Below are 18,023 nucleotides of genomic sequence, written 5' to 3'. Positions count from 1 at the left end.
AGGAAATGGCCGCGCATGGGCTTGCGCATGAGCGATGCCCATGCCATCGACGGCTGCCTGCGGGCAGCGGGATCCAGCGGCGGCGAATCCCTGATGGATGCTTCAATAAAGATAGCTTCTGGCGCTTGTATTCATTGGGTATTCAGAAAAAAACCATCTGAAACCCTTTGATGAAGCGTGCGAGAAGCTATATTTTTCAGAGCGCCTTCAGCCGTGCGGCGACTTCCTGCATGTGATCCAGATAGCGCGATTGCATCTCGTGCGGCGCCGTGTAGCGCGGGCTGACGGTCACACTCAGCGCAAGCTGCGCCGCGAAGCCCTTGATCCTGACGGGCACCGCGATTCCCACCAGATCCAGCTCCACCTCCTGGTTGACGACGGCGAAACCGTCTTCGCGCACCTTGGCGAGAATGCCGCGTAGCGTGTCCTCGTCCGTCACGGTGTGCTGCGTGATCCGGGGGCGGGGCGCCTGCGCGAAGTATTCGTCCAATTCAGTCGCGCCCAAGTGGGCGAGCAGCACCCTGCCCAGCGACGTGCAGTGCGCCGGCAAACGGCTACCCATGCCCAACGAGCGCTGCATCAGCCGGCGGCTTTGCGAGCGCACCAGGTAGACCACGTCGCTCCAGTTGAGCATGGCCAGCGCGCAGTTGGTGTGTACCGCATCACCGAGCTCGTCCAACAGGGGCTGGGCGCGCTGCACCAGGTCGATGGACGAGAAGTAAGCGTGGCCCAGGTTCAGTACGTTCGCGTCCAGCCGGAACTTGCCGCCTTCGCGCCGCACGAGATCCAGGCATTCCAGCGTGTGAATGCAGCGGCGAACGACCGCGCGGTCCAGCCCGGTGCGCCGCGCGATCTCCGCGCCGGACGACGGGCTCTTTCTTTCCGAGAACGCGAGCAGCACCTGCAATCCCCGGGCAAGCGAGAGCATGAAGTCGGGATCACCCCGATGCTGTTGCGCTACGTGCTCCATGTTGTTGAGGGCTGCGGAGTCTGCCATCGCTGGATCGTGTTCACTGAGTGCGTGCGATGTTCGCACAAATTCGTCCAAAGCCCTGCGCCACGCCTTCCCTTGCTGTCCAAGAATGACTTCATTCCATACCGTAAAAAGGAGACATGTATGCGGATCCATGCTGACAGTACTTTCCTCCAGCGTCGGGGGCTAGGGAAGATGGCCCTGGCGTCGTTCGCTATGGGCATGCTGGGCACTTCGCCCGGCGTGCAGGCGCAGGGCGAGGCCATCTGGCCCGACAGGGCCATCACGCTGGTGCTGGGCTATCCACCGGGTGGCATCAACGACGTGATCGCCCGCAAGCTCGCCGCAGAGATGCAGGCGGATCTGAAGGTGCCGGTGATCGTGGACAACCGCGCGGGCGCGAATGGCTCCATCGCCGCGAACTACGTAGCCAAGGCCCGGCCCGATGGCTACACGGTCATGTTCGGGGCGATCGGGCAGGTCAGCGTCAACCGGTTCCTACTTCAGAAGATGCCCTATGCGCCAGAGGATCTCATCGCCGTGGGCAAAGTGGCCGATGGCGCCAACGTGCTGGTAGTGAACGCGGACAAAGCTCGGAGCTACTCCAACGTCTCTAGGCTCATCGAAGAAGCCAAACGCAAGCCGGGACAGTTGAACTACGGATCGTTCGGCACGGGCTCATCGTCGCACCTATCCGCGGCGCTGTTCGCACAACAGGCGGGCATCCAAGTCACCCATGTGCCCTACAAGGGCAGCGCTCCGGCAATGACGGACCTGTTAGGCGGCAATCTGGATTTCATGTTCGACAGCATCAACACGGCACTGCCGCATATCAAGACTGGCAGGATCGTGCCCCTGGCCGTGACCAAGGCACAGCGCGCCCCTGCACTGCCGAACGTGCCCACGTTCGTGGAAAGCGGACTGCCCAATTTCGAGGTGGCATCCTGGTTCGGACTACATCTGCCCAAAGGCACGCCCAGCTCCATCGTCCACCAACTGAATGCTACCCTGCGCAAGGTGCAGGCGAAACCCGATTTCGTCGAGTATTTCAAAGCGCAGAACATCGACATCACCCCCAGCACACCCCAGGAATACGCCGACTTCATTGCGCGCGAAGACCGGCGCTGGGGTTCCCTGATCAAGGAACTCGGTATCCAGATCGACTGAGCCCCACGCGCGTGGGAAATTTTTTTGCCTTTTCAGAAAGTCTGCCTCATGCTTGATTACGTAGACCGCATCCTGGTTGCCGTGCGTTCGCTGGACGCCGCGGAAAGCAACTACGCCAACATCCTCGCCGCACGCAGGGTCGAAGATTTCGACAGCCCGTGGCTGAACGCCCGCGTGCGCCGCATGCAGCTGGGCGCCACGCAGGTCGAGCTGTGCGAGCCGCGCGGCGAGGGCGTCGTGCAAAAGCACCTGGAGCAATGGGGCGAGGGGCTGATGTACGGCGGCGTCTCCACGCCGGATCTGGAGGCCTTCACCCGGTATCTGGCGGTCCATCAGGTGCGGTTTACGGCGGCCGATGGTCGCCTGTACCTCGAACCATCGGATCTGCACAACATGCCGCTGGTGGTCAGCACCACCGCGCGGAATGCGCGCGGCGAGGGGCCGATCGAGTTTCTCTACGAGCTGACGATGGTGCTCGACTCGCCCTGGCAGGACGTGGCCGCGCGCTACGCGGACGGCCTGGGCTTGCAGCCCGAGCGCAACGTGGGCATCACCTTCGAGCGCTTCGGCTACGTGGGCACGCTGATGATGTTCGACCCGGATCGCCTGGATCGCATCGAGCTTTCCGAGGCGCACGACCCGGCGTTCGCCATGGGCCGCTTCTCGGCCAAGCGCGGCGATGCGCTGTATATGTGCTACGTGCAGACTGACGATTTGGCCGACGTCATCGCGCGGCTCGACAAGCACGGGCAGCGCTACACGCGCCGCACCCAGACGCCCGTGGAGCGCGACGGCCTGTGGATCCACCCCAGCGCGCTCAATGGCGTGCTGCTCGGGGTGTCGCGCCATTCGTTGGCGTGGCAATGGTCGGGCCGCCCCGATCGCGTGCAAGCACTGGAGGAACAATGAAATGACCCATCTCTACGACCGCCAATACATCGCCGGCGCCTGGTGCGCCACGCAGGGCAAGGAATTCGTCGAGGTGTTCGACCCCAACACGGGCGCGCTGGCCGCCAGGGTCGGCGTGGGGCACGAGGACGATGCGCGGCGCGCGGCGCAGGCCGCCCGCGCGGCCTTCGCGGGTTGGAGCACGGCGCCCTTGGCCGAGCGTGTGCGCGTCGTCCAGCAATGGGCCCAGGCGCTGGCAGCCCGCAAGGACGCGCTGGTGCGTGCGATCGCGGCCGAAGTGGGCACGCCACTGAAGATTTCGCAGATCGTCCAGGTGGAGTCTCCGCTGCGCAACATCGGCAATTTCGTGGACGTCGTGCAGTCGCTGGCCTGGGAGACGACGGTGGGCAACTCGCGCATCGTGCGCGAGCCGTTCGGCGTGGTCGCCTGCATCACGCCCTGGAACTTTCCGCTGCACCAGATCGTGCTCAAGCTCGCGCCCGCCCTGCTCACGGGCAACACCGTGGTGCTCAAGCCGAGCGAGCTGACGCCGCAGACCACGCAGCTGATCTGCGAAGCGCTGCACGAGGCGGGCTTTCCCGACGGCGTCGTGAACGTGGTGAACGGCACGGGCCCCACCGTGGGCGCGCCGCTGGCGGCCAGCGAAGCCGTGGACATGGTGAGCTTCACCGGCTCGACGCAGGCCGGCAAGGCCGTGGCCGCGCTGGCGGCGCAGACCGTCAAGAAAGTGGCCACCGAGCTGGGCGGCAAGTCGCCCAGCGTGGTGCTGCCCGGCGCTGACCTGGCGCGCGCCGTGAAGGCGACGGTGGGTGCTTGCATGCTCAACAACGGCCAGACTTGCAGCGCGCTCACGCGCCTGCTGGTTCCGGCCGATGCGGTGCAGCAGGCCCATGCGCTGGTGGCACAGGAAATCGCCAAGCTGACCGTGGGCAGCAGCCTGGCCGAAACCAGCCGCGTGGGGCCGCTGATTTCGCGGCGCCAGCAGGCCGGCGTGCTGGCGCTGCTGCAGGAAGGCGAGCGCCAGGGCGCGCAACCCGTGGCCGAGGCCGCCGCCGCGCCGGAACAGGGCTTCTTCGTCGCGCCCCGGGCCTACGCGGTCACCGAAGACAACCCGCTGGCGCGCAATGAAATCTTCGGCCCGGTGCTGAGCATCCTCACCTACACGGACGTAGACGACGCCGTGCGCCTGGCCAACGCCACGGCCTATGGGCTGGCCGCCGCGGTCTGGGGCGAGGACGAGCAGGCCATGGCCGTGGCGCGTCGTATCCAGGCCGGGCAGGTGGACATCAACGGCGCGCGCTTCAATGCGCTAGCGCCTTTCGGCGGCTACAAGCAAAGCGGCGTCGGCCGCGAGGCCGGCCTCTTCGGCGTGGAGGAATTCCTGCAGGTCAAGTCCATCCAGGTCAATCCGTCCAGCGGGGGCTGAAGCCATGAAGCCGCAAGCCTTGGGAAACGTCCGTGTGCTGGACTTGACGCGCGTGCTGGCCGGGCCCTGGTGCACGCAGACGCTGGCCGACATGGGCGCCGACGTCATCAAGATCGAACACCCGGTGCGTGGCGACGACACGCGGCATTGGGGCCCGCCGTACTTCCGCACGACGGACGGCCGCGAAACCCGCGACGCCACCTACTTCGCCTCCGCCAACCGCAACAAGCGCTCGGTGGGCGTGGATATCGCCAGCCGCGAAGGCGCGGATCTGGTGCGCGCCCTGGCCGCGCAGTGCGATGTATTCGTCGAGAACTTCAAGGTCGGCGACCTGGCACGCTACGGGCTCGACTACGACAGCATCCGCGCCGTCAACCCCGCCATCGTGTACTGCTCCATCACCGGCTATGGCCAGACCGGCCCCTATGCCGACCGCCCCGGCTATGACTTCGTCTTCCAGGCCGAAGGGGGGCTGATGAGCATCACCGGCGAGCGCGACGACCTGCCGGGCGGCGGCCCGCAGAAGGTGGGCGTGGCCATCGCCGACCTGACCACCGGGCTGTACGCGAGCATCGCCATCCTCGCCGCGCTGAACCACCGCAGCGTGACGGGCGAAGGGCAGTACATCGACATGGCGCTGCTCGACTGCGTGACGGCGCTGGCCTCCAACCAGGGCGCGTTCCACCTCGTCAACGGATTGGACCCGCGCCGCTGGGGCAATGCGCATCCCTCGCTGGTGCCATACCAGGTCTTCGACACCTCGGACGGCAAGATCGTGATCGCCGTGGGCAACGACGAGCAATGGCGGCGCTTCTGCCAGGCCCTGGGCAGCAAGGAGCTGGAGGAAGACCCCGCCTATGCCCGCATGTCCGGCCGCATCCAGAACCGGGAAGCCCTGCTGCCGCGCGTGCAAGCCATCATCGCCAAGCTGCCCTGCGCGCATTGGCTGAAGGAGTTTTCGGTGCGCGACGTGCCCAACGGCCGCATCAACGGCTACCGCGAAACCTTCCAGCATCCGCAGGTCATCCATCGCCAGCTGGCGGTCGAGGTCGGCAGCGACAATGGCGAAGGCTATGTGCGCGGCATCGCCAACCCGATCAAGTTCAGCGCCACGCCCGTGCAATACACCCGCGCGCCCTGCGCCCTGGGCCGCCATACCCAGGAAGTGCTGGAGCAGATGCTCGGACTCGACGCCCAGGGCATCGAGGCATTGCAGTCCCGGGGCGTCATCAGCGCCGCGGCGCAGCCCGCGAGACAGGAGGGGGCATGACGCATTCCGGGAGAACTCCCGCCCATCGCATCGACGTGCGCTCCATCGGGCGGGTACGCGTCATCACGCTGGATCGCGCAGCCAAGCGCAATGCGATGGACGAAGACGCGGTACAGGCTCTGGAGCAGGCATGGCGGGACTTCGCGGCATCCGATGACCGCGTGGCGGTATTGCGCGCCAATGGCCCGGTGTTCACGGCAGGGCTGGACATGGGCGCTGCGCCGGCCCAGTTCTGGCGCGCCGTTCCCGAACTGGGCGTGCCAGTGGGCAAGCCGGTCATCGCCGTGGTGGACGGCCCCGTCATCGCGGCGGGCGTCACGGTGGTCACCTTCTGCGATCTGTGCATTGCCACGGATCGCAGCACCTTCGTCTACCCGGAGGCACGGCTGGGCAACGCGGCGGGTCTGGTGGCATCCATCGTCCCACGCATACCGCACAAGATCGCTATGGAATTGATGCTGCTGGGCCGTCCCGTAACCGCGCAGCGCGCCTATGAAGCCGGCTTCGTCAACCGCCTGTGCGCACCCGGCGACGAGATGGCCGTGGCTATGGAGATGGCGCATGACATGGCCGACTCTTCACCAACAGTCATGCGCTTTCTGAAGCGCCTGGCGCAGGAGACACTTGCACGCAGCCCCGTTGAGACCATGGTCGGCACGCAAATTCTGGCGCAGGACGTGGCCAGCAGCGCGGATGCGGCCGAAGGCGCCGCAGCGCGGCGCGAACGCAGGAATGCGCGTTTTCCAGGACTTTCTTGAAGATGAATGCGTCAGGCATTTTTGTAATCACAGGAACCAAAATGAAGATCCTCGTCCCCGTCAAGCGCGTGGTGGACTACAACGTGAAGGTCCGAGTGAAGTCGGACGGCACGGGAGTGGACATCGCCAACGTGAAGATGAGCATGAACCCCTTTGACGAAATCGCCGTCGAGGAAGCCGTGCGCCTGAAAGAAAAAGGCATCGCCACCGAAGTGATCGCCGTCAGCTGCGGCGTGGCGCAGTGCCAGGAAACCCTGCGCACGGCCATGGCCATCGGCGCCGACCGCGCCATCCTGGTGGAAACCGACGCCGAGTTGCAGCCCCTGGCCGTCGCCAAGCTGCTCAAGGCCCTGGTCGACAAGGAGCAGCCCCAGCTCGTCATCCTGGGCAAGCAGGCCATCGACGACGACGCCAACCAGACCGGCCAGATGCTCGCGGCCCTGGCCGATCTGCCCCAGGCCACCTTCGCCAGCAAGGTCGAAGTCGCCGACGGCAAGGCTGACGCGCCCCGGGCCAGCGTCACCCGCGAAGTCGACGGCGGCCTGGAAACCCTCTCGCTCACCCTGCCGGCAGTCATCACCACCGACCTGCGCCTGAACGAGCCGCGCTACGTCACGCTGCCCAACATCATGAAGGCCAAGAAAAAGCCGCTCGACACCCTCAAGCCCGAAGCGCTGGGCGTCGACGTCGCCCCGCGCCTGAAGACCCTCAAAGTCTCCGAGCCCCCGAAGCGCGGCGCCGGCGTCAAGGTGCCCGACGTGGCCACCCTCGTGGCCAAGCTCAAGAACGAAGCCAAGGTGATCTAAAAATGCCCGTACTCGTCATCGCAGAACACGACAACGCCTCCATCAAGAGCGCCACCCTCAACACCGTCACCGCCGCGCAGGCCTGCGGCGGCGACGTGCACGTGCTCGTCGCCGGAGAAAACGCGGGCGCCGCAGCAGACGCCGCCTCCAAAATAGCCGGCGTCGCCAAAGTCATCCACGCCGACGGCGCCAGCCTCAAGGACGGCCTCGCCGAAAACATCGCCGCGCAGGTGCTGCAGATCGCCGGCAACTACAGCCACATCCTGTTCCCCGCCACCGCCAGCGGCAAGAACGCCGCCCCGCGCGTGGCCGCCAAGCTCGACGTGGCGCAAATCAGCGACATCACCAAGGTCGACAGCCCCGACACCTTCGAGCGCCCCATCTACGCGGGCAACGCCATCGCCACCGTGCAAAGCGCAGACAGCGTCAAGGTCATCACCGTGCGCACCACGGGCTTCGACGCCGCCGCCGCCACGGGAGGCAGCGCCGCCGTCGAAACCGCAGCCGCTGCGGCAGACAGCGGCAAGAGCGCCTTCGTCGGGCGCGAAGTCACCAAGAGCGACCGGCCCGAGCTGACCGCCGCCAAGATCATCGTCTCGGGCGGGCGGGCGCTGGGCAGCAGCGAGAAATTCCAGGAAGTGCTCACGCCGCTGGCCGACAAGCTGGGCGCGGCCATCGGGGCCAGCCGCGCGGCGGTGGACGCGGGCTACGCGCCCAACGACCTGCAGGTGGGCCAGACGGGCAAGATCGTGGCGCCGCAGCTGTACGTCGCGCTGGGCATCTCGGGGGCCATCCAGCACCTGGCCGGCATGAAGGACTCCAAGGTGATCGTGGCGATCAACAAGGACCCGGAGGCGCCGATCTTCAGTGTGGCCGACTACGGGCTGGAGGCGGACCTGTTCGCGGCCGTGCCGGAGATGAGCTCGGTGCTTTGACGCTGGAATTTGGGCGCTCCGCTTTGCAGACGAACGCCAGAGGCTACGAACTGCCAAGTTCGGGCCAAATTTGGTCGAAACTCTCTGGACTATCTGTGTGCTGACCAGAGAATTTCTATTGGTCAGCTAGTCTGGACACCAAACATGTCAACACGACAGTGCCCGTCCCGACGCACGCGCACGCCCGCGCCTACGCGATCGGCTTGATCGAGCAGGCCTGCGTCCCCCTCGACTCGATGGCCACCAAGGAGTTGCTGGCATGGCGGATCCTAATGAGCCTCCCCGACCGCGGCGCCGTGCGCTTGTTGGGCATGTCGACAACCGCGTGCATCGATTGGATGAACGAGGCCTTCCATTGCAACGGTCGTCCGTAGCGATGCCACGCTGTCCCTGACGTGCGGCCCTGGAGACAATGGCCGCGATGCCACCCTCTCGGGATGGGTGACGCTGCCTGAGACGACGCAGGTGGCAGCGGGATGGCCGGTCCCAGGACTACGCGCACGTCGGATCGGTCCCACGCGCCCTTCTCTCCCAAGGCAAGAAGCTGAAGCCAAGCCGCAGTTCATATGCGGCTACGTCTTCACTTCCAACCACCAGGAGAACTTCATGCGCAACAACGACGAGCGCCGTCAGCGAGGACACGGCCGCGACTACGACGATGAGCACGGGGGCGCGACAGCGAGAACTGGGGAGCCAACCGCCAGCACGGCGGCGACTATGAGGGCCGCGGGCGCTCCGAGGACCAATCCCGCGATCGGTACCCGGACCGCTGGGGACGCCATGGCCGACCGCAGGGCTCTGGCTCCGAATACGGGGATGCCTATGGCACCGAGCGCTTCGGCCCGCGCAGCAGCGGATACGGTGGCTACGATGGGGACCAGGCAGGCTTTGACCAAGGCGGCTATGGCCGGGGCGGCGGCTACGGCGTCGGTCGTTTCCCAGAAGACAGTGCCCGGTACGGCCGCCAGCAGCAGCCGTCCAACTATGGCGGCGGCCGGCAAGGCGGCTACAACGACCGTTTCATCGACGACTATGGCTCGCGCCAGCGCGGCGAGCAGTACGGCCGCGGCGAGGACCGATACAGCCAGGGCTTCTATGGCGACGCCAGCCGCTTCGGCAGGGGCATGCAGCAAGGCGAGCGTGAATCGCGGAGCCATCACGATCCCGACTACCAGCAGTGGCGCACCGAGCAGCTGCGCAGCCTTGACAATGACTACGAGGCTTGGCGCGGTGAACGCTACAAGAAGTTCTCCGAGGACTTCAACACGTGGCGAAGCAGTCGCCTTTCACAGAGCAATGACTCCAAGCAGCAGGGGAACAGTTCCGCCAACAAGGGCAAGGATCAATCCTGACCCCCGCTGACTCCAAAAGAAAGGCCCGGCACGGATGAATGCCGGGCCTCTTGCCGTCTTTCGAAGCCGATGGAGTTCGGGCTCTTCAGAAGCCAAAGCCCAGGTTAGCGTGCCCTCGTGACTGCCCTCGGGTCATTCAGGCGTTATCCCAGCAGTTTTGATAACAGCGGACCATTTTGTCACCTCGCTCTGCAGGTAGCTGCCGAACTCCTCCGATGTGCCAGCCACCACGTCGGCCCCCAGCTTGCCCAGCCGATCGCGTACATCGGGCTGCGCCAGCACTCGCCCCAAGTGCGTGTGCAGCGATTTGATGATCGCCGGCGGCGTTCCAGCGGGCGCCAAGACGCCACCCCAAGAGGTTGACTCGAAACCGCTCACGCCAGCCTCCGCGATCGTGGGATAGGCCGCCAGCGACTTGGGTCGTGTCTTCGAGGCTGTCCCAAGCACGCGCAGACGGCCGCTGGAGATGTTGGACGCAGCTGCGATCGACGTCGCAAAAGTCATCGTGACGTGCCCCCCGATTACATCGGTCATCGCCGGTACGTCGCCCTTGTAGGGAACGTGCACGATGTCGATACCCGCCATGTCCTTGAACAGCTCGGCCGTCAAATGGGTAGCTGAACCGGGCCCACCGGATGCGAACTTCACGGCACCAGGATGCGCTTTTGCGTAGGCGATTAGTTCCTGCGTCGTGTGCACAGGCAGCGACGGATTGACCAGCAGGACGATCGGCACCGAAGTGGTCAGCATGATGGGGGTGAAGCTCTTGAGCGGGTCGAACGGAAGCTTCGGGTACAGGCCGGCATTGATCGCGTTGGGGCCGACATTGCCCATCAGGATGGTGTAGCCATCGGCAGGTGCCTTGGCTACGAGATCGAGCGCGAGAATGCCGTTCGCCCCCGGTTTGTTGTCCACCAGGAACGACTGGCCGTAGCTCTCCGTGAGCTTGTCCGCTAAAAGGCGCGCCGTCACGTCGGATGCGCCGCCGGGCGGGTACGGCACGACGAAGCGCACCGGCTTGGTCGGATAGCCGGAGGAAGGCTGCGCGAGCGTCGGTAGCGCGTATATCGAGGCCCATGCGCTGGCTGCGCGCAGCAAGCCTCTTCGGGTGCTGGTTTCCATGGTCTGTCTCCTGTGGTCTTCTGAAACTGCGCCTCGGGGCTCAGGCGGCTCCGGCCAACTCTTCACCAAGGAACACCTTGGCATCGCGCAGCGCGCCCTGCAGGGTACCTATGGCGAGTTCGTGGGTCGGCACTGACTGCGCCGCGCACATGGCGGCCGCGACGCCTGCAGCTTCGCCGGTCGTCATGCAGGGCGCCATGTTGCGTGTCGCGCCGTGCGCATAGGGGGTCACCGAGATGCAGCGGCCAGCGACCAGCAGGTTGTGTATGCCCTGCGGCACGAGGCAGCGGTACGGGATGTCGTAGGCACCATCGCCGCCGATGTCAATATGCTCCTGCGACTTTCCATCGGGATGATGAATGTCGACCGGGAAACAGCCCTGGCCGATAGTGTCGTCGAAGCGCCGCCCAACGCGGATATCGTCCTCGTTGAGTTCGTACAGCCCCTGTATATTGCGCGTCTCGCGCACCCCGACGAAGGCATTGGGCAGGAAAGAGGCGTTCTCGAATCCAGGGACGTTGTCGCGCATGAATGCACCAAGCTTTTGCAGTTGGGCCGTCAGTTCGACCGTGGCGCGAGACAGGGCCAGCGGATCGCTACCGTCGATGTGGGCCAAGCGGCTACCGTTGATGTTGAGCTGGTCGGGCCACACCGTGTTGGTCCAGAACTGGTGGTCGTCGTGGTCGTAGATGCCCAGCTTGCGTAATTCCTCGTTCCAGCGGCTGAAGGTGCCGTGGAAGTAGACCGGGATCGGTTGCGCACAGCCGCGCTTTGTCGCCCAGGCTGGCTCGAATTCGGAAAGCGCCTCGCAGGCCCGGCGCGTGTCAACCGAGACGGCCCGCATCATCATGGAAACTGGCTGCATTGCGCCGCCGCCTGGCCAGCCCGTGCGAGCCGGTGCACCTGCCTTGACCGCCAGATCGGCGTCGCCCGTGGCGTCGACAAACGTGCGCGCTCGGATGAACCCCAGCTCGCTCTTGCTGCAGATCAGCACCTTCTCTACCTGGCCGTTGTGGCTCACCGCATCGACCAGCGCCGTGTTGTAGAGGATTGTGACGCCGGCACGCGCCAGCATGGCCGTGGTCTCCATGCGAAACAGATCCGCATCCACGGGCGTGACCGAGTGGACGTAGCCGCTGGGCAGCGGCACGTGACCGACAGCACCGCCCTGCTCGATCAGGCGGTCCACGATCTCCTGGGCCAGCCCGTACACGACTTGCCGCCCTTCGCGTGTCTTGTAGGTGTGAATGCACAGGCCGGTCGCGGCATTGCCGCCGATGAACGGTCGCGGTTCTAGCAGGACCGTACGGGCGCCCTGTCTGGCGGCGGCGAGCGCCGCACAAATGCCGGTTACACCGGCGCCGGCAACGAGAACGTCGAAAGGCGTGGAAATGAGATCGGGATAGGTTTGCATAGCTAAGGTCTTGAATCGGAAGGCCAGTGTGCGGGCGCCTTTGTATTTGTACAATTGATTAATATTTATGCATTAATCAGATTTTGTGATGAACATCACCCTGCGCCACCTTCGCGCGTTCGTAGCCGTTGCACAACTTGGCGGCTTTTCAGCAGCCGCCGAACGCCTGCACCTCACGCAGTCCGCGCTGAGCATGTTGATCCGTGCCTTGGAAGAGGACATGGAGCTCCGCCTGTTCGAACGAACGACCCGACAGGTGCAACTGACCGATGCCGGGCGCGACTTCTTTCCGCTGGCCGAGCGCTTGCTGGTGGACCTGCACCAGGCGGTCGCCTTCACGTGCACCCGGGCCAAGCGCGCGATGGGGCGGCTGACGGTGGCGATGACGCCCACCTTTGCCTCCACGCTGCTGCCCGGCATTCTGGTCTCGTTCCAGGCTATGCACCCCGATGTACAACTGGTGCTGCGCGACGACGCGACACCCGCCGGAATCCAGCGGTTGGTCCAGGATGGCCAAGCGGATCTGGGCATCGCGCCGGTCGACCGCAGCCGGCTTGAACTGCTGGTCGCTGAGGATCTGATGGCCGATGACTTGCTTGTGGCTGTACCGCCAGGCCATGCACTGGCTAGCCAGCCGCGCGTGCGGTGGGCCGACCTGGGAAGCCATCCAATGATCGCTTTCACGCCGGACAACGCGCTGCAGATGCTGGTGAACGGAACCTCCGATGCGTTGGGGCTGAGCTTGCAGAAGCAGTGCGAGGTCTCGTCCATCGCCACGGCGGTCGCGTTGGTTCAGGCCGGTGCGGGTATCAGCGTGCTGCCCTCCTATACCGGGCTTGCACGCCATCCCAGCCAAGTTGCGTTTCTTCCGCTAGTCGAACCTGTCGTGCGACGAGAACTTTGCATGCTCAGTCTGCGGGACCGAGTGCTGCCGCCTGCTGCACTGGCCTTTGCCCAGGTACTGCAGGAACACATGAAGAGCACGCTGATAAAGCGTAAGCGTCGCGGCAAGTCACGTTGACCTGCTTCGCGACACACATAGGCTGTCGGCTCCTGCGCCGCTGTCGGCGTGGTACATGGCCGCCGCCCAGGCGCCTGCGCTGACAAATGCGAGTTCGCCCATGCCGTCGTCAAGCAGGCAGTAGCGGTGATTCGGGCAGATCGTCGAGAGCGGTGCCGCCGCAACTGGCGAGCCTGCGTGCCGCGAAAGTGCCTGGGGGTCGGCCACTCCCACGATATCCGCATTGACGCAAAGGGAGCGTGCCAGCGAGGCCTCCAGGTTTCCACACCAGGTGGCGCCCCGTTTACCTGCCGGCCCGTACACGTTGAAGACGTCGCCGTGCTTCAGGCCGTGCCCGACGCACACGCGGTAGATCTCCGGATGGCCAGCAACGTCGTAGTCGTCGAAGCCGTGGTCCGAGCAGACCTGCTTGAGGGTGATGGCGGCCGCATCGCACGAAGCGGGTTTCGCGCTGCAACTGGCCGCGGTGATGGCGGTCAGCTGGGTGGTTTTCAGTGTCATCTTCGATCTCCTGAGGAGGCGACGGACAGCGCCCCCGGGGCGCGAACTGCCCGTCAGGGGTTTTTAGAAGGAGGGCTGCGGCAGGCACGGCACTCGCATGCCGGCTGGCTGTCCGCTACACCTCGCTGCGGGCCGCTAGTTGGCGGGCCAGGTACGCCTTCCGCGGCTCGATGTACTCGGGTGCCGGCTGGAAGGCGGCGCCGAGGAAGCCGGTGTACGGCGCTGCGGTGCGGAAGACACGGCACGGGATCTGGAAGTAAACCCCGCGGCCGGCCCCAGGCCTTCCGTGGTGGAAGAACCAGAACTCGCCATGGAGGGACACGGGCGTGAGCTTCAGCGCCCCCGTGGGCGTTGCGGGGTTGAGGCCGCCGCTGAAGCTGCCGCGGCCGGATCCGCTCAGGTAGAACGATCCCTTTGGCGAGGTCTGCATGCCGTCGGGCCACTGATGGCTGAAGCGCTCCAACTGCCCGCTGGCGAACAGCACGTAGTCCCCGATGCGGGGGCCCTGCAGTTGCTCGCGCAGCGCAACGATCGCTGCCAGCAAATCCTGGTCGATCGTATCAAGGTGGTGGTGGTTGGTTGCCGGCCCGGCCAACGCCGAGTCGGCGTTGCCGGGAGCAGGAACAAGCTCAGGGGATGCGGCGTCTTTTGGTTTGCACATGTCTCGATCTCCTTGGAAAGAGACGAGCCCCAGCCCGGCGGGCAATGGTGCCCGCTCGGGTGGTTGATGTGATCCCAGCCGCGCGCGGTAAGATGCAAAAAACCCGCGTCCGACTGGTGTCGGGTCGCGGGTTCTGGTTTGGTGCGCCGGTCTGGCGCTCAGATTCAGGCGATAGATTATTCGCTGCGGTCCTTCTTGCCGGGAGCCGTCTCCTGCGTGGACACGTAGACGGCAAGCGCGAGCAGCGGGCAAGCGATCAGGAACAAGAACAGAATATCCGTTTCACTCTCCCTTACTGAGATTCGCGCCCGCGATGAGGAACGCGAGGGCAAAGAAAATGAGTCGCCCGACTGCTTGATGAAAGCCTGAAGTCTCTGCTTGACCATCCTCTCTCCTTTCAAAAGAAGACAGGCTCCATCCCCAGCGGGCGGTGCCCGTCAGGGTTGAAAAATTGCGCACCGCTCTTTGTCGAGCAGGCGCAGGGGGATCGTTGCCATAGGAATGGCTTGGAAAAGCAGTGCTCAGACTTCGTCGTCGTGGGCTGTTCGCTGCAGTGTCGTGCGAGCCTGGTCCGCTCGCCACCCAAAAGCTCGTCCTGCACGCCAGCTCTTGGCGAGCGTCCGCGGCGCCACACCGGGAGCTCCTTGCAGAGCGAACGTGCCGCGGCCCTACAGCCGGTAGTGCATGCGCACCAGCCGGCGCCTCACCGCATAGCAGTGCCCATAGGTGACCTCGATAGGCGTGGCCGCGACCAAGTTGCGAAGAGCCGCCGCGCGAAGCAGCGGTGAGCAGGCATGTGCCAACCGGACGATGCGGATCAGGTCGGCATGCGATAGCGCGCGGGTCGTGCGCACGTGGCGCATGAAGCGCTGCCGTCGGTCAAAGCCCCCAAGCTTCGCGCGCACATAACCCCTAGCCATCGCTATCGAAGTGAACTGCTCGCCACGCAGCATCTTCCGGTCGACAACTTGGCGCTCAGCCTCCAGGATTTGCTCAGCCGTCGCTTGCACGCACAGCCGCGACTTCTACAACGACTATGAGCGCGCGGGGCGATAGCAAGAACTGGGGAGTAAACCGCCAGCAAGCCGGCGGCTATGAAGGCTGCAGCCGCACCGATGACTATTCCCGCGAACGCTACCATGGCGCTGACCGCTTCGGCGGGCCGGGAGTATTGGCTCGAAATAAAGGCGCATCCCTGAGCGCGATGCCACGAGAAGCCGGAAAGTGCTGTTCAGAAAAATGGCGTAAATCCCCATCGGCGAAGCGCATCCTTCACCTTTTGCGCGATCTGCGAGCGGCGCTTGCTGTCCATACGCGAGGCGATCGCACCCACGCTCAAGGCGGCATAGTGCCCCGGCGTCGCCTCGAACGGCACGCCGATGGCGTTCGCCCCCTGTGCGACAAGGCCGAGCCCCGTGGAATAGCGCTCCCTGCGCGTGCGCTGCACCATTTGTTGCAGTTGGTCCTCCGTGAAGCCTTTGCGTGTGTAGGTGACCGCATGGCGCTCATAGAGCGCACGCAGCTCTTCATCGCTGAGCGTAGCCAGCAGGGCCTGCCCTGCTGTCCCCTCTCCCATGAGGCGGAAGCTGCCGACGAGCGAAGTGATAGCGCGCACGGGGAATGCCCCTTCCTCCAAGTGCAGGCAGTGCGCGAAGTCGCCGTTGCGCACGATGAGGAACACGGTGTCTTCCGTCGAGCGTGCAATCGACTGCATTATCGGACGGCAACGCTCCACGATGGGAGGTCTGCTCATAGCCGTCAGGCCGAGTTGCATGGCATTAAGGCCCAGCCTGTACAGGCCTGCCTCGGCGTGGCGCTGTACATAGCCGGAGTGTTCCAGGCAGCCCAGCAGGCGGATCACGGTGGAGCGGTTCAGCCCCGAGTCTGAGGTGAGCACCTGCACGGTCTGGCCGTCCGCATGGCCGCGCGCCAGCAACTTCAGCAGGAATATCGCCCGGGATACTGCCTGGACGGTCTGGATGCGAGGCTCGGGCGCAGTGATGGCTGTATCCATGTACTTAGGTGTGATGTAGTGAATTGCCGGGCACGGAAATGAATCCGTTTTCGTCCAGGCGGGCGCGAATGCGGTCGACCAGCCATGCTCCGCGCAGTGGCGGCATGCGGTTAGCGATGCTGGCAATGCTGATGGCGGCATGCCCGCCTTCGCCCACTCCGAAGGCCACACCTACGCCGCGCACGCCTGGCGTGATGATGTCCGTGGTGACAGCATAGCCGTCACGCCGAATTTGAGCGACGGTTCGCAGCAGCCGGGGCAACGGAAAGTCGTGCTGCAGGTAGTCGACCTGATTGCGTCGGTGGATCGATTCGATCTCTTCGTCTGGCAAGGTCGCGAGCAGTGCCTGGCCTGCCGTTCCCAGGCCCAGCAGCCGCAGGCCGTCCACGTGTTGCGTGGTCGCTCGGATGGGAAAGGCGCCTTGCTCCAGATGCAGACAGTGCGCATAGTCGCCGTTGCGCACGATGAGGAACACCGTGTCTTCGCTCTCGCGTGCCAGCGCCTGCATCACCGGCAGGCATTCCTCCAGTATGGGCGCGCGGCTCATGGTCGTCAGTCCGATCTGCATGGCCGCCATGCCCAGCCTGTAACGGCGCGAATCCGAGTGGCGTTCGATCAGGTTTTCATGCTCCAGTGTGCTCACCAGACGGTAGGCCGTTGTTCGGTCCAGTCCCATTGCTGTGACTAAATCGCCGAGTGGAACGCCATCGACGTGGCCGCGCGCGATGAGCCCCAGCATGTCCAGAGCACGGTAGACGCTTTGGGCTCCCTCGACCTTCTTTGGTGTGGTGTTCATATTGTGCACATTTCTATTAATTTTGTTTGAATTATGAATTAACCCTTCCTAGCATGACCACCGTATTGAACGGAGACGACATGCAGGACACCTCATTGATCATCGAAAACCAAGGCGCCGTGCGCCGCATTTGGCTCAACCGAGCGGGTGCGGCGAATGCCCAGACCCGGCAGATGCTGATCGCGCTGGATGAAGCCATTGCCGATGCCACCAAAGACGAATCGGTGCGCGTCATCGTGCTGGCTGGCAAAGGCAAGCATTTTTCGTCTGGCCACGACCTGAAGGAAGCGCAGGAAAAACGCTCGGACTTCACCGCCCAGGAACGCTGGCGCTACGAGGAGTTCCACTACCTCGACTACTGCCTGAACATCTGGGACTGCCCCAAGCCCGTCGTCGCGCAGGTGCAGGGGGCCTGTGTGGCCGGGGGCTTCATGCTGGCCAATATGGCCGACCTCATCGTCGCGGCGGACGATGCCTGGTTCTGGGATTCGGTCATGTTCTCCATGGGATTGGCGGCCACCGAGGTGCTGTTCCAGCCCTGGGTGATGGGGTTGCGCCATGCCAAGGAATTCCTCTTTACGGGCGAGCGCATTACGGCCGACGAGGCCTACCGCATCGGCATGGTCAACCGCGTGGTGGCGCGCGACATGTTGGACGACGCCACGATGACCGTGGCCGAGCGCATCGCCCAGGCACCGCCCTTCGCGATGCGTGCGCTGAAGAAGTCCCTCAACCGCACCTACGACATTCAGGGTTTCCGCAACGCTGTGCTGGCGCACTTCGATACCCACCAGGTCACGCATGCCTCGTCGGAATTCGCCGAAATCCGGGACAAGGGCATGTCGAAGGTGATCGAGCACAACAAGACCGACCTGGAGAAGGCCGGTGAATAAGCCGC

General features: G+C 64.7%; 19 protein-coding genes. 11 read left to right on the top strand and 8 right to left on the bottom strand.

The features are described 5' to 3' along the window. The first annotated feature begins 15 nt into the window (after positions 1 to 15). Positions 16 to 171, top strand: a complete 156-nt coding sequence (locus tag AAG689_RS02220; RefSeq protein WP_406624580.1) for a hypothetical protein — start codon at positions 16 to 18, stop codon at positions 169 to 171. A gap of 25 nt (positions 172 to 196) precedes the next feature. Here the strand turns inward: AAG689_RS02220 and AAG689_RS02215 are convergent, their stop codons facing one another. Then, a complete protein-coding gene (locus tag AAG689_RS02215) occupies positions 197 to 997 on the bottom strand; it encodes an IclR family transcriptional regulator C-terminal domain-containing protein (protein WP_406624579.1) in 801 nt (266 codons plus the stop codon). Between the two features lie 120 nt (positions 998 to 1,117). Here AAG689_RS02215 and AAG689_RS02210 point away from each other — a divergent pair, with 120 nt between their 5' ends. From AAG689_RS02210 to AAG689_RS02175, 8 genes are all read left to right on the top strand, one after another. After that, complete coding sequence (locus AAG689_RS02210) at positions 1,118 to 2,140, top strand: Bug family tripartite tricarboxylate transporter substrate binding protein (RefSeq protein ID WP_406624578.1); 1,023 nt, start codon at positions 1,118 to 1,120, stop codon at positions 2,138 to 2,140. A 48-nt stretch (positions 2,141 to 2,188) separates the two neighbouring features. Next, the gene (locus tag AAG689_RS02205; RefSeq protein ID WP_406624577.1) at positions 2,189 to 3,049 is read left to right on the top strand and encodes a hypothetical protein; all 861 of its coding nucleotides are present in this window, start codon (positions 2,189 to 2,191) and stop codon (positions 3,047 to 3,049) included. A 1-nt stretch (position 3,050) separates the two neighbouring features. Next, positions 3,051 to 4,475, top strand: coding sequence for an aldehyde dehydrogenase family protein (locus tag AAG689_RS02200; RefSeq protein ID WP_406624576.1), 1,425 nt, complete (start codon positions 3,051 to 3,053; stop codon positions 4,473 to 4,475). A gap of 4 nt (positions 4,476 to 4,479) precedes the next feature. After that, positions 4,480 to 5,745, top strand: a complete 1,266-nt coding sequence (locus AAG689_RS02195; protein ID WP_406624575.1) for a CaiB/BaiF CoA transferase family protein — start codon at positions 4,480 to 4,482, stop codon at positions 5,743 to 5,745. 35 nt (positions 5,746 to 5,780) lie between these two features. Beyond that, positions 5,781 to 6,503: an enoyl-CoA hydratase/isomerase family protein gene (locus tag AAG689_RS02190; protein ID WP_406624574.1), complete on the top strand. Its 723-nt coding sequence runs from the start codon at positions 5,781 to 5,783 to the stop codon at positions 6,501 to 6,503. 41 nt (positions 6,504 to 6,544) lie between these two features. Beyond that, on the top strand, positions 6,545 to 7,309 hold the full coding sequence (locus AAG689_RS02185) for an electron transfer flavoprotein subunit beta/FixA family protein (protein ID WP_406624313.1): 765 nt from the start codon (positions 6,545 to 6,547) through the stop codon (positions 7,307 to 7,309). A 2-nt stretch (positions 7,310 to 7,311) separates the two neighbouring features. Then, positions 7,312 to 8,244, top strand: coding sequence for an electron transfer flavoprotein subunit alpha/FixB family protein (locus tag AAG689_RS02180; RefSeq protein WP_406624573.1), 933 nt, complete (start codon positions 7,312 to 7,314; stop codon positions 8,242 to 8,244). A gap of 1,124 nt (positions 8,245 to 9,368) precedes the next feature. After that, the gene (locus tag AAG689_RS02175) at positions 9,369 to 9,596 is read left to right on the top strand and encodes a hypothetical protein (protein WP_406624572.1); all 228 of its coding nucleotides are present in this window, start codon (positions 9,369 to 9,371) and stop codon (positions 9,594 to 9,596) included. A 132-nt stretch (positions 9,597 to 9,728) separates the two neighbouring features. Here AAG689_RS02175 and AAG689_RS02170 read toward each other — a convergent pair whose 3' ends face one another. Both AAG689_RS02170 and AAG689_RS02165 read right to left on the bottom strand, forming a co-directional pair. After that, positions 9,729 to 10,718: a Bug family tripartite tricarboxylate transporter substrate binding protein gene (locus AAG689_RS02170; protein WP_406624571.1), complete on the bottom strand. Its 990-nt coding sequence runs from the start codon at positions 10,716 to 10,718 to the stop codon at positions 9,729 to 9,731. Between the two features lie 40 nt (positions 10,719 to 10,758). After that, positions 10,759 to 12,132, bottom strand: coding sequence for an FAD-dependent oxidoreductase (locus tag AAG689_RS02165; protein ID WP_406624570.1), 1,374 nt, complete (start codon positions 12,130 to 12,132; stop codon positions 10,759 to 10,761). 88 nt (positions 12,133 to 12,220) lie between these two features. Between AAG689_RS02165 and AAG689_RS02160 the strand changes: the two genes are divergently transcribed. After that, the gene (locus AAG689_RS02160) at positions 12,221 to 13,153 is read left to right on the top strand and encodes a LysR family transcriptional regulator (RefSeq protein ID WP_406624569.1); all 933 of its coding nucleotides are present in this window, start codon (positions 12,221 to 12,223) and stop codon (positions 13,151 to 13,153) included. On the opposite strand, the gene AAG689_RS02155 is transcribed toward AAG689_RS02160, so the two are convergent. The 5 genes from AAG689_RS02155 to AAG689_RS02135 form a co-directional block, all read right to left on the bottom strand. Further along, on the bottom strand, positions 13,145 to 13,654 hold the full coding sequence (locus AAG689_RS02155) for a hypothetical protein (protein ID WP_406624568.1): 510 nt from the start codon (positions 13,652 to 13,654) through the stop codon (positions 13,145 to 13,147). The genes AAG689_RS02160 and AAG689_RS02155 overlap by 9 nt on opposite strands. Before the next feature lie 115 nt (positions 13,655 to 13,769). Continuing rightward, positions 13,770 to 14,315, bottom strand: coding sequence for a hypothetical protein (locus AAG689_RS02150; RefSeq protein WP_406624567.1), 546 nt, complete (start codon positions 14,313 to 14,315; stop codon positions 13,770 to 13,772). Positions 14,316 to 14,983: 668 nt separating this feature from the next. After that, positions 14,984 to 15,325 (bottom strand): hypothetical protein, encoded by a 342-nt coding sequence (locus AAG689_RS02145; RefSeq protein ID WP_406624566.1) that lies wholly within the window; start codon positions 15,323 to 15,325, stop codon positions 14,984 to 14,986. Positions 15,326 to 15,546: 221 nt separating this feature from the next. Beyond that, complete coding sequence (locus tag AAG689_RS02140) at positions 15,547 to 16,329, bottom strand: IclR family transcriptional regulator (protein WP_406624565.1); 783 nt, start codon at positions 16,327 to 16,329, stop codon at positions 15,547 to 15,549. A 4-nt stretch (positions 16,330 to 16,333) separates the two neighbouring features. After that, positions 16,334 to 17,125: an IclR family transcriptional regulator gene (locus AAG689_RS02135; RefSeq protein WP_406624564.1), complete on the bottom strand. Its 792-nt coding sequence runs from the start codon at positions 17,123 to 17,125 to the stop codon at positions 16,334 to 16,336. A gap of 80 nt (positions 17,126 to 17,205) precedes the next feature. Here AAG689_RS02135 and AAG689_RS02130 point away from each other — a divergent pair, with 80 nt between their 5' ends. Further along, entirely contained in the window at positions 17,206 to 18,018 is an 813-nt protein-coding gene (locus tag AAG689_RS02130; protein WP_406626269.1) for an enoyl-CoA hydratase, read from the top strand. The last annotated feature ends 5 nt before the right edge of the window (positions 18,019 to 18,023 follow it).

Source organism: Acidovorax sp. SDU_ACID1 (assembly GCF_045291395.1).
GTDB lineage: Bacteria > Pseudomonadota > Gammaproteobacteria > Burkholderiales > Burkholderiaceae_C > MR-S7.
Note: the sequence above shows the minus strand (reverse complement) of the source record. Positions and strands in the feature narration are given on the sequence as shown.

What these genes read in the sequence shown, in the direction of transcription:
- AAG689_RS02220 (WP_406624580.1), top strand. Translation starts at nt 16, where the DNA reads ATGGGCTTGCGCATGAGCGATGCCCATGCCATCGACGGCTGCCTGCGG.
- AAG689_RS02215 (WP_406624579.1), bottom strand. Translation starts at nt 997, where the DNA reads ATGGCAGACTCCGCAGCCCTCAACAACATGGAGCACGTAGCGCAACAG.
- AAG689_RS02210 (WP_406624578.1), top strand. Translation starts at nt 1,118, where the DNA reads ATGCGGATCCATGCTGACAGTACTTTCCTCCAGCGTCGGGGGCTAGGG.
- AAG689_RS02205 (WP_406624577.1), top strand. Translation starts at nt 2,189, where the DNA reads ATGCTTGATTACGTAGACCGCATCCTGGTTGCCGTGCGTTCGCTGGAC.
- AAG689_RS02200 (WP_406624576.1), top strand. Translation starts at nt 3,051, where the DNA reads ATGACCCATCTCTACGACCGCCAATACATCGCCGGCGCCTGGTGCGCC.
- AAG689_RS02195 (WP_406624575.1), top strand. Translation starts at nt 4,480, where the DNA reads ATGAAGCCGCAAGCCTTGGGAAACGTCCGTGTGCTGGACTTGACGCGC.
- AAG689_RS02185 (WP_406624313.1), top strand. Translation starts at nt 6,545, where the DNA reads ATGAAGATCCTCGTCCCCGTCAAGCGCGTGGTGGACTACAACGTGAAG.
- AAG689_RS02180 (WP_406624573.1), top strand. Translation starts at nt 7,312, where the DNA reads ATGCCCGTACTCGTCATCGCAGAACACGACAACGCCTCCATCAAGAGC.
- AAG689_RS02175 (WP_406624572.1), top strand. Translation starts at nt 9,369, where the DNA reads ATGCAGCAAGGCGAGCGTGAATCGCGGAGCCATCACGATCCCGACTAC.
- AAG689_RS02170 (WP_406624571.1), bottom strand. Translation starts at nt 10,718, where the DNA reads ATGGAAACCAGCACCCGAAGAGGCTTGCTGCGCGCAGCCAGCGCATGG.
- AAG689_RS02165 (WP_406624570.1), bottom strand. Translation starts at nt 12,132, where the DNA reads ATGCAAACCTATCCCGATCTCATTTCCACGCCTTTCGACGTTCTCGTT.
- AAG689_RS02160 (WP_406624569.1), top strand. Translation starts at nt 12,221, where the DNA reads ATGAACATCACCCTGCGCCACCTTCGCGCGTTCGTAGCCGTTGCACAA.
- AAG689_RS02155 (WP_406624568.1), bottom strand. Translation starts at nt 13,654, where the DNA reads ATGACACTGAAAACCACCCAGCTGACCGCCATCACCGCGGCCAGTTGC.
- AAG689_RS02150 (WP_406624567.1), bottom strand. Translation starts at nt 14,315, where the DNA reads ATGTGCAAACCAAAAGACGCCGCATCCCCTGAGCTTGTTCCTGCTCCC.
- AAG689_RS02140 (WP_406624565.1), bottom strand. Translation starts at nt 16,329, where the DNA reads ATGGATACAGCCATCACTGCGCCCGAGCCTCGCATCCAGACCGTCCAG.
- AAG689_RS02135 (WP_406624564.1), bottom strand. Translation starts at nt 17,125, where the DNA reads ATGAACACCACACCAAAGAAGGTCGAGGGAGCCCAAAGCGTCTACCGT.
- AAG689_RS02130 (WP_406626269.1), top strand. Translation starts at nt 17,206, where the DNA reads ATGCAGGACACCTCATTGATCATCGAAAACCAAGGCGCCGTGCGCCGC.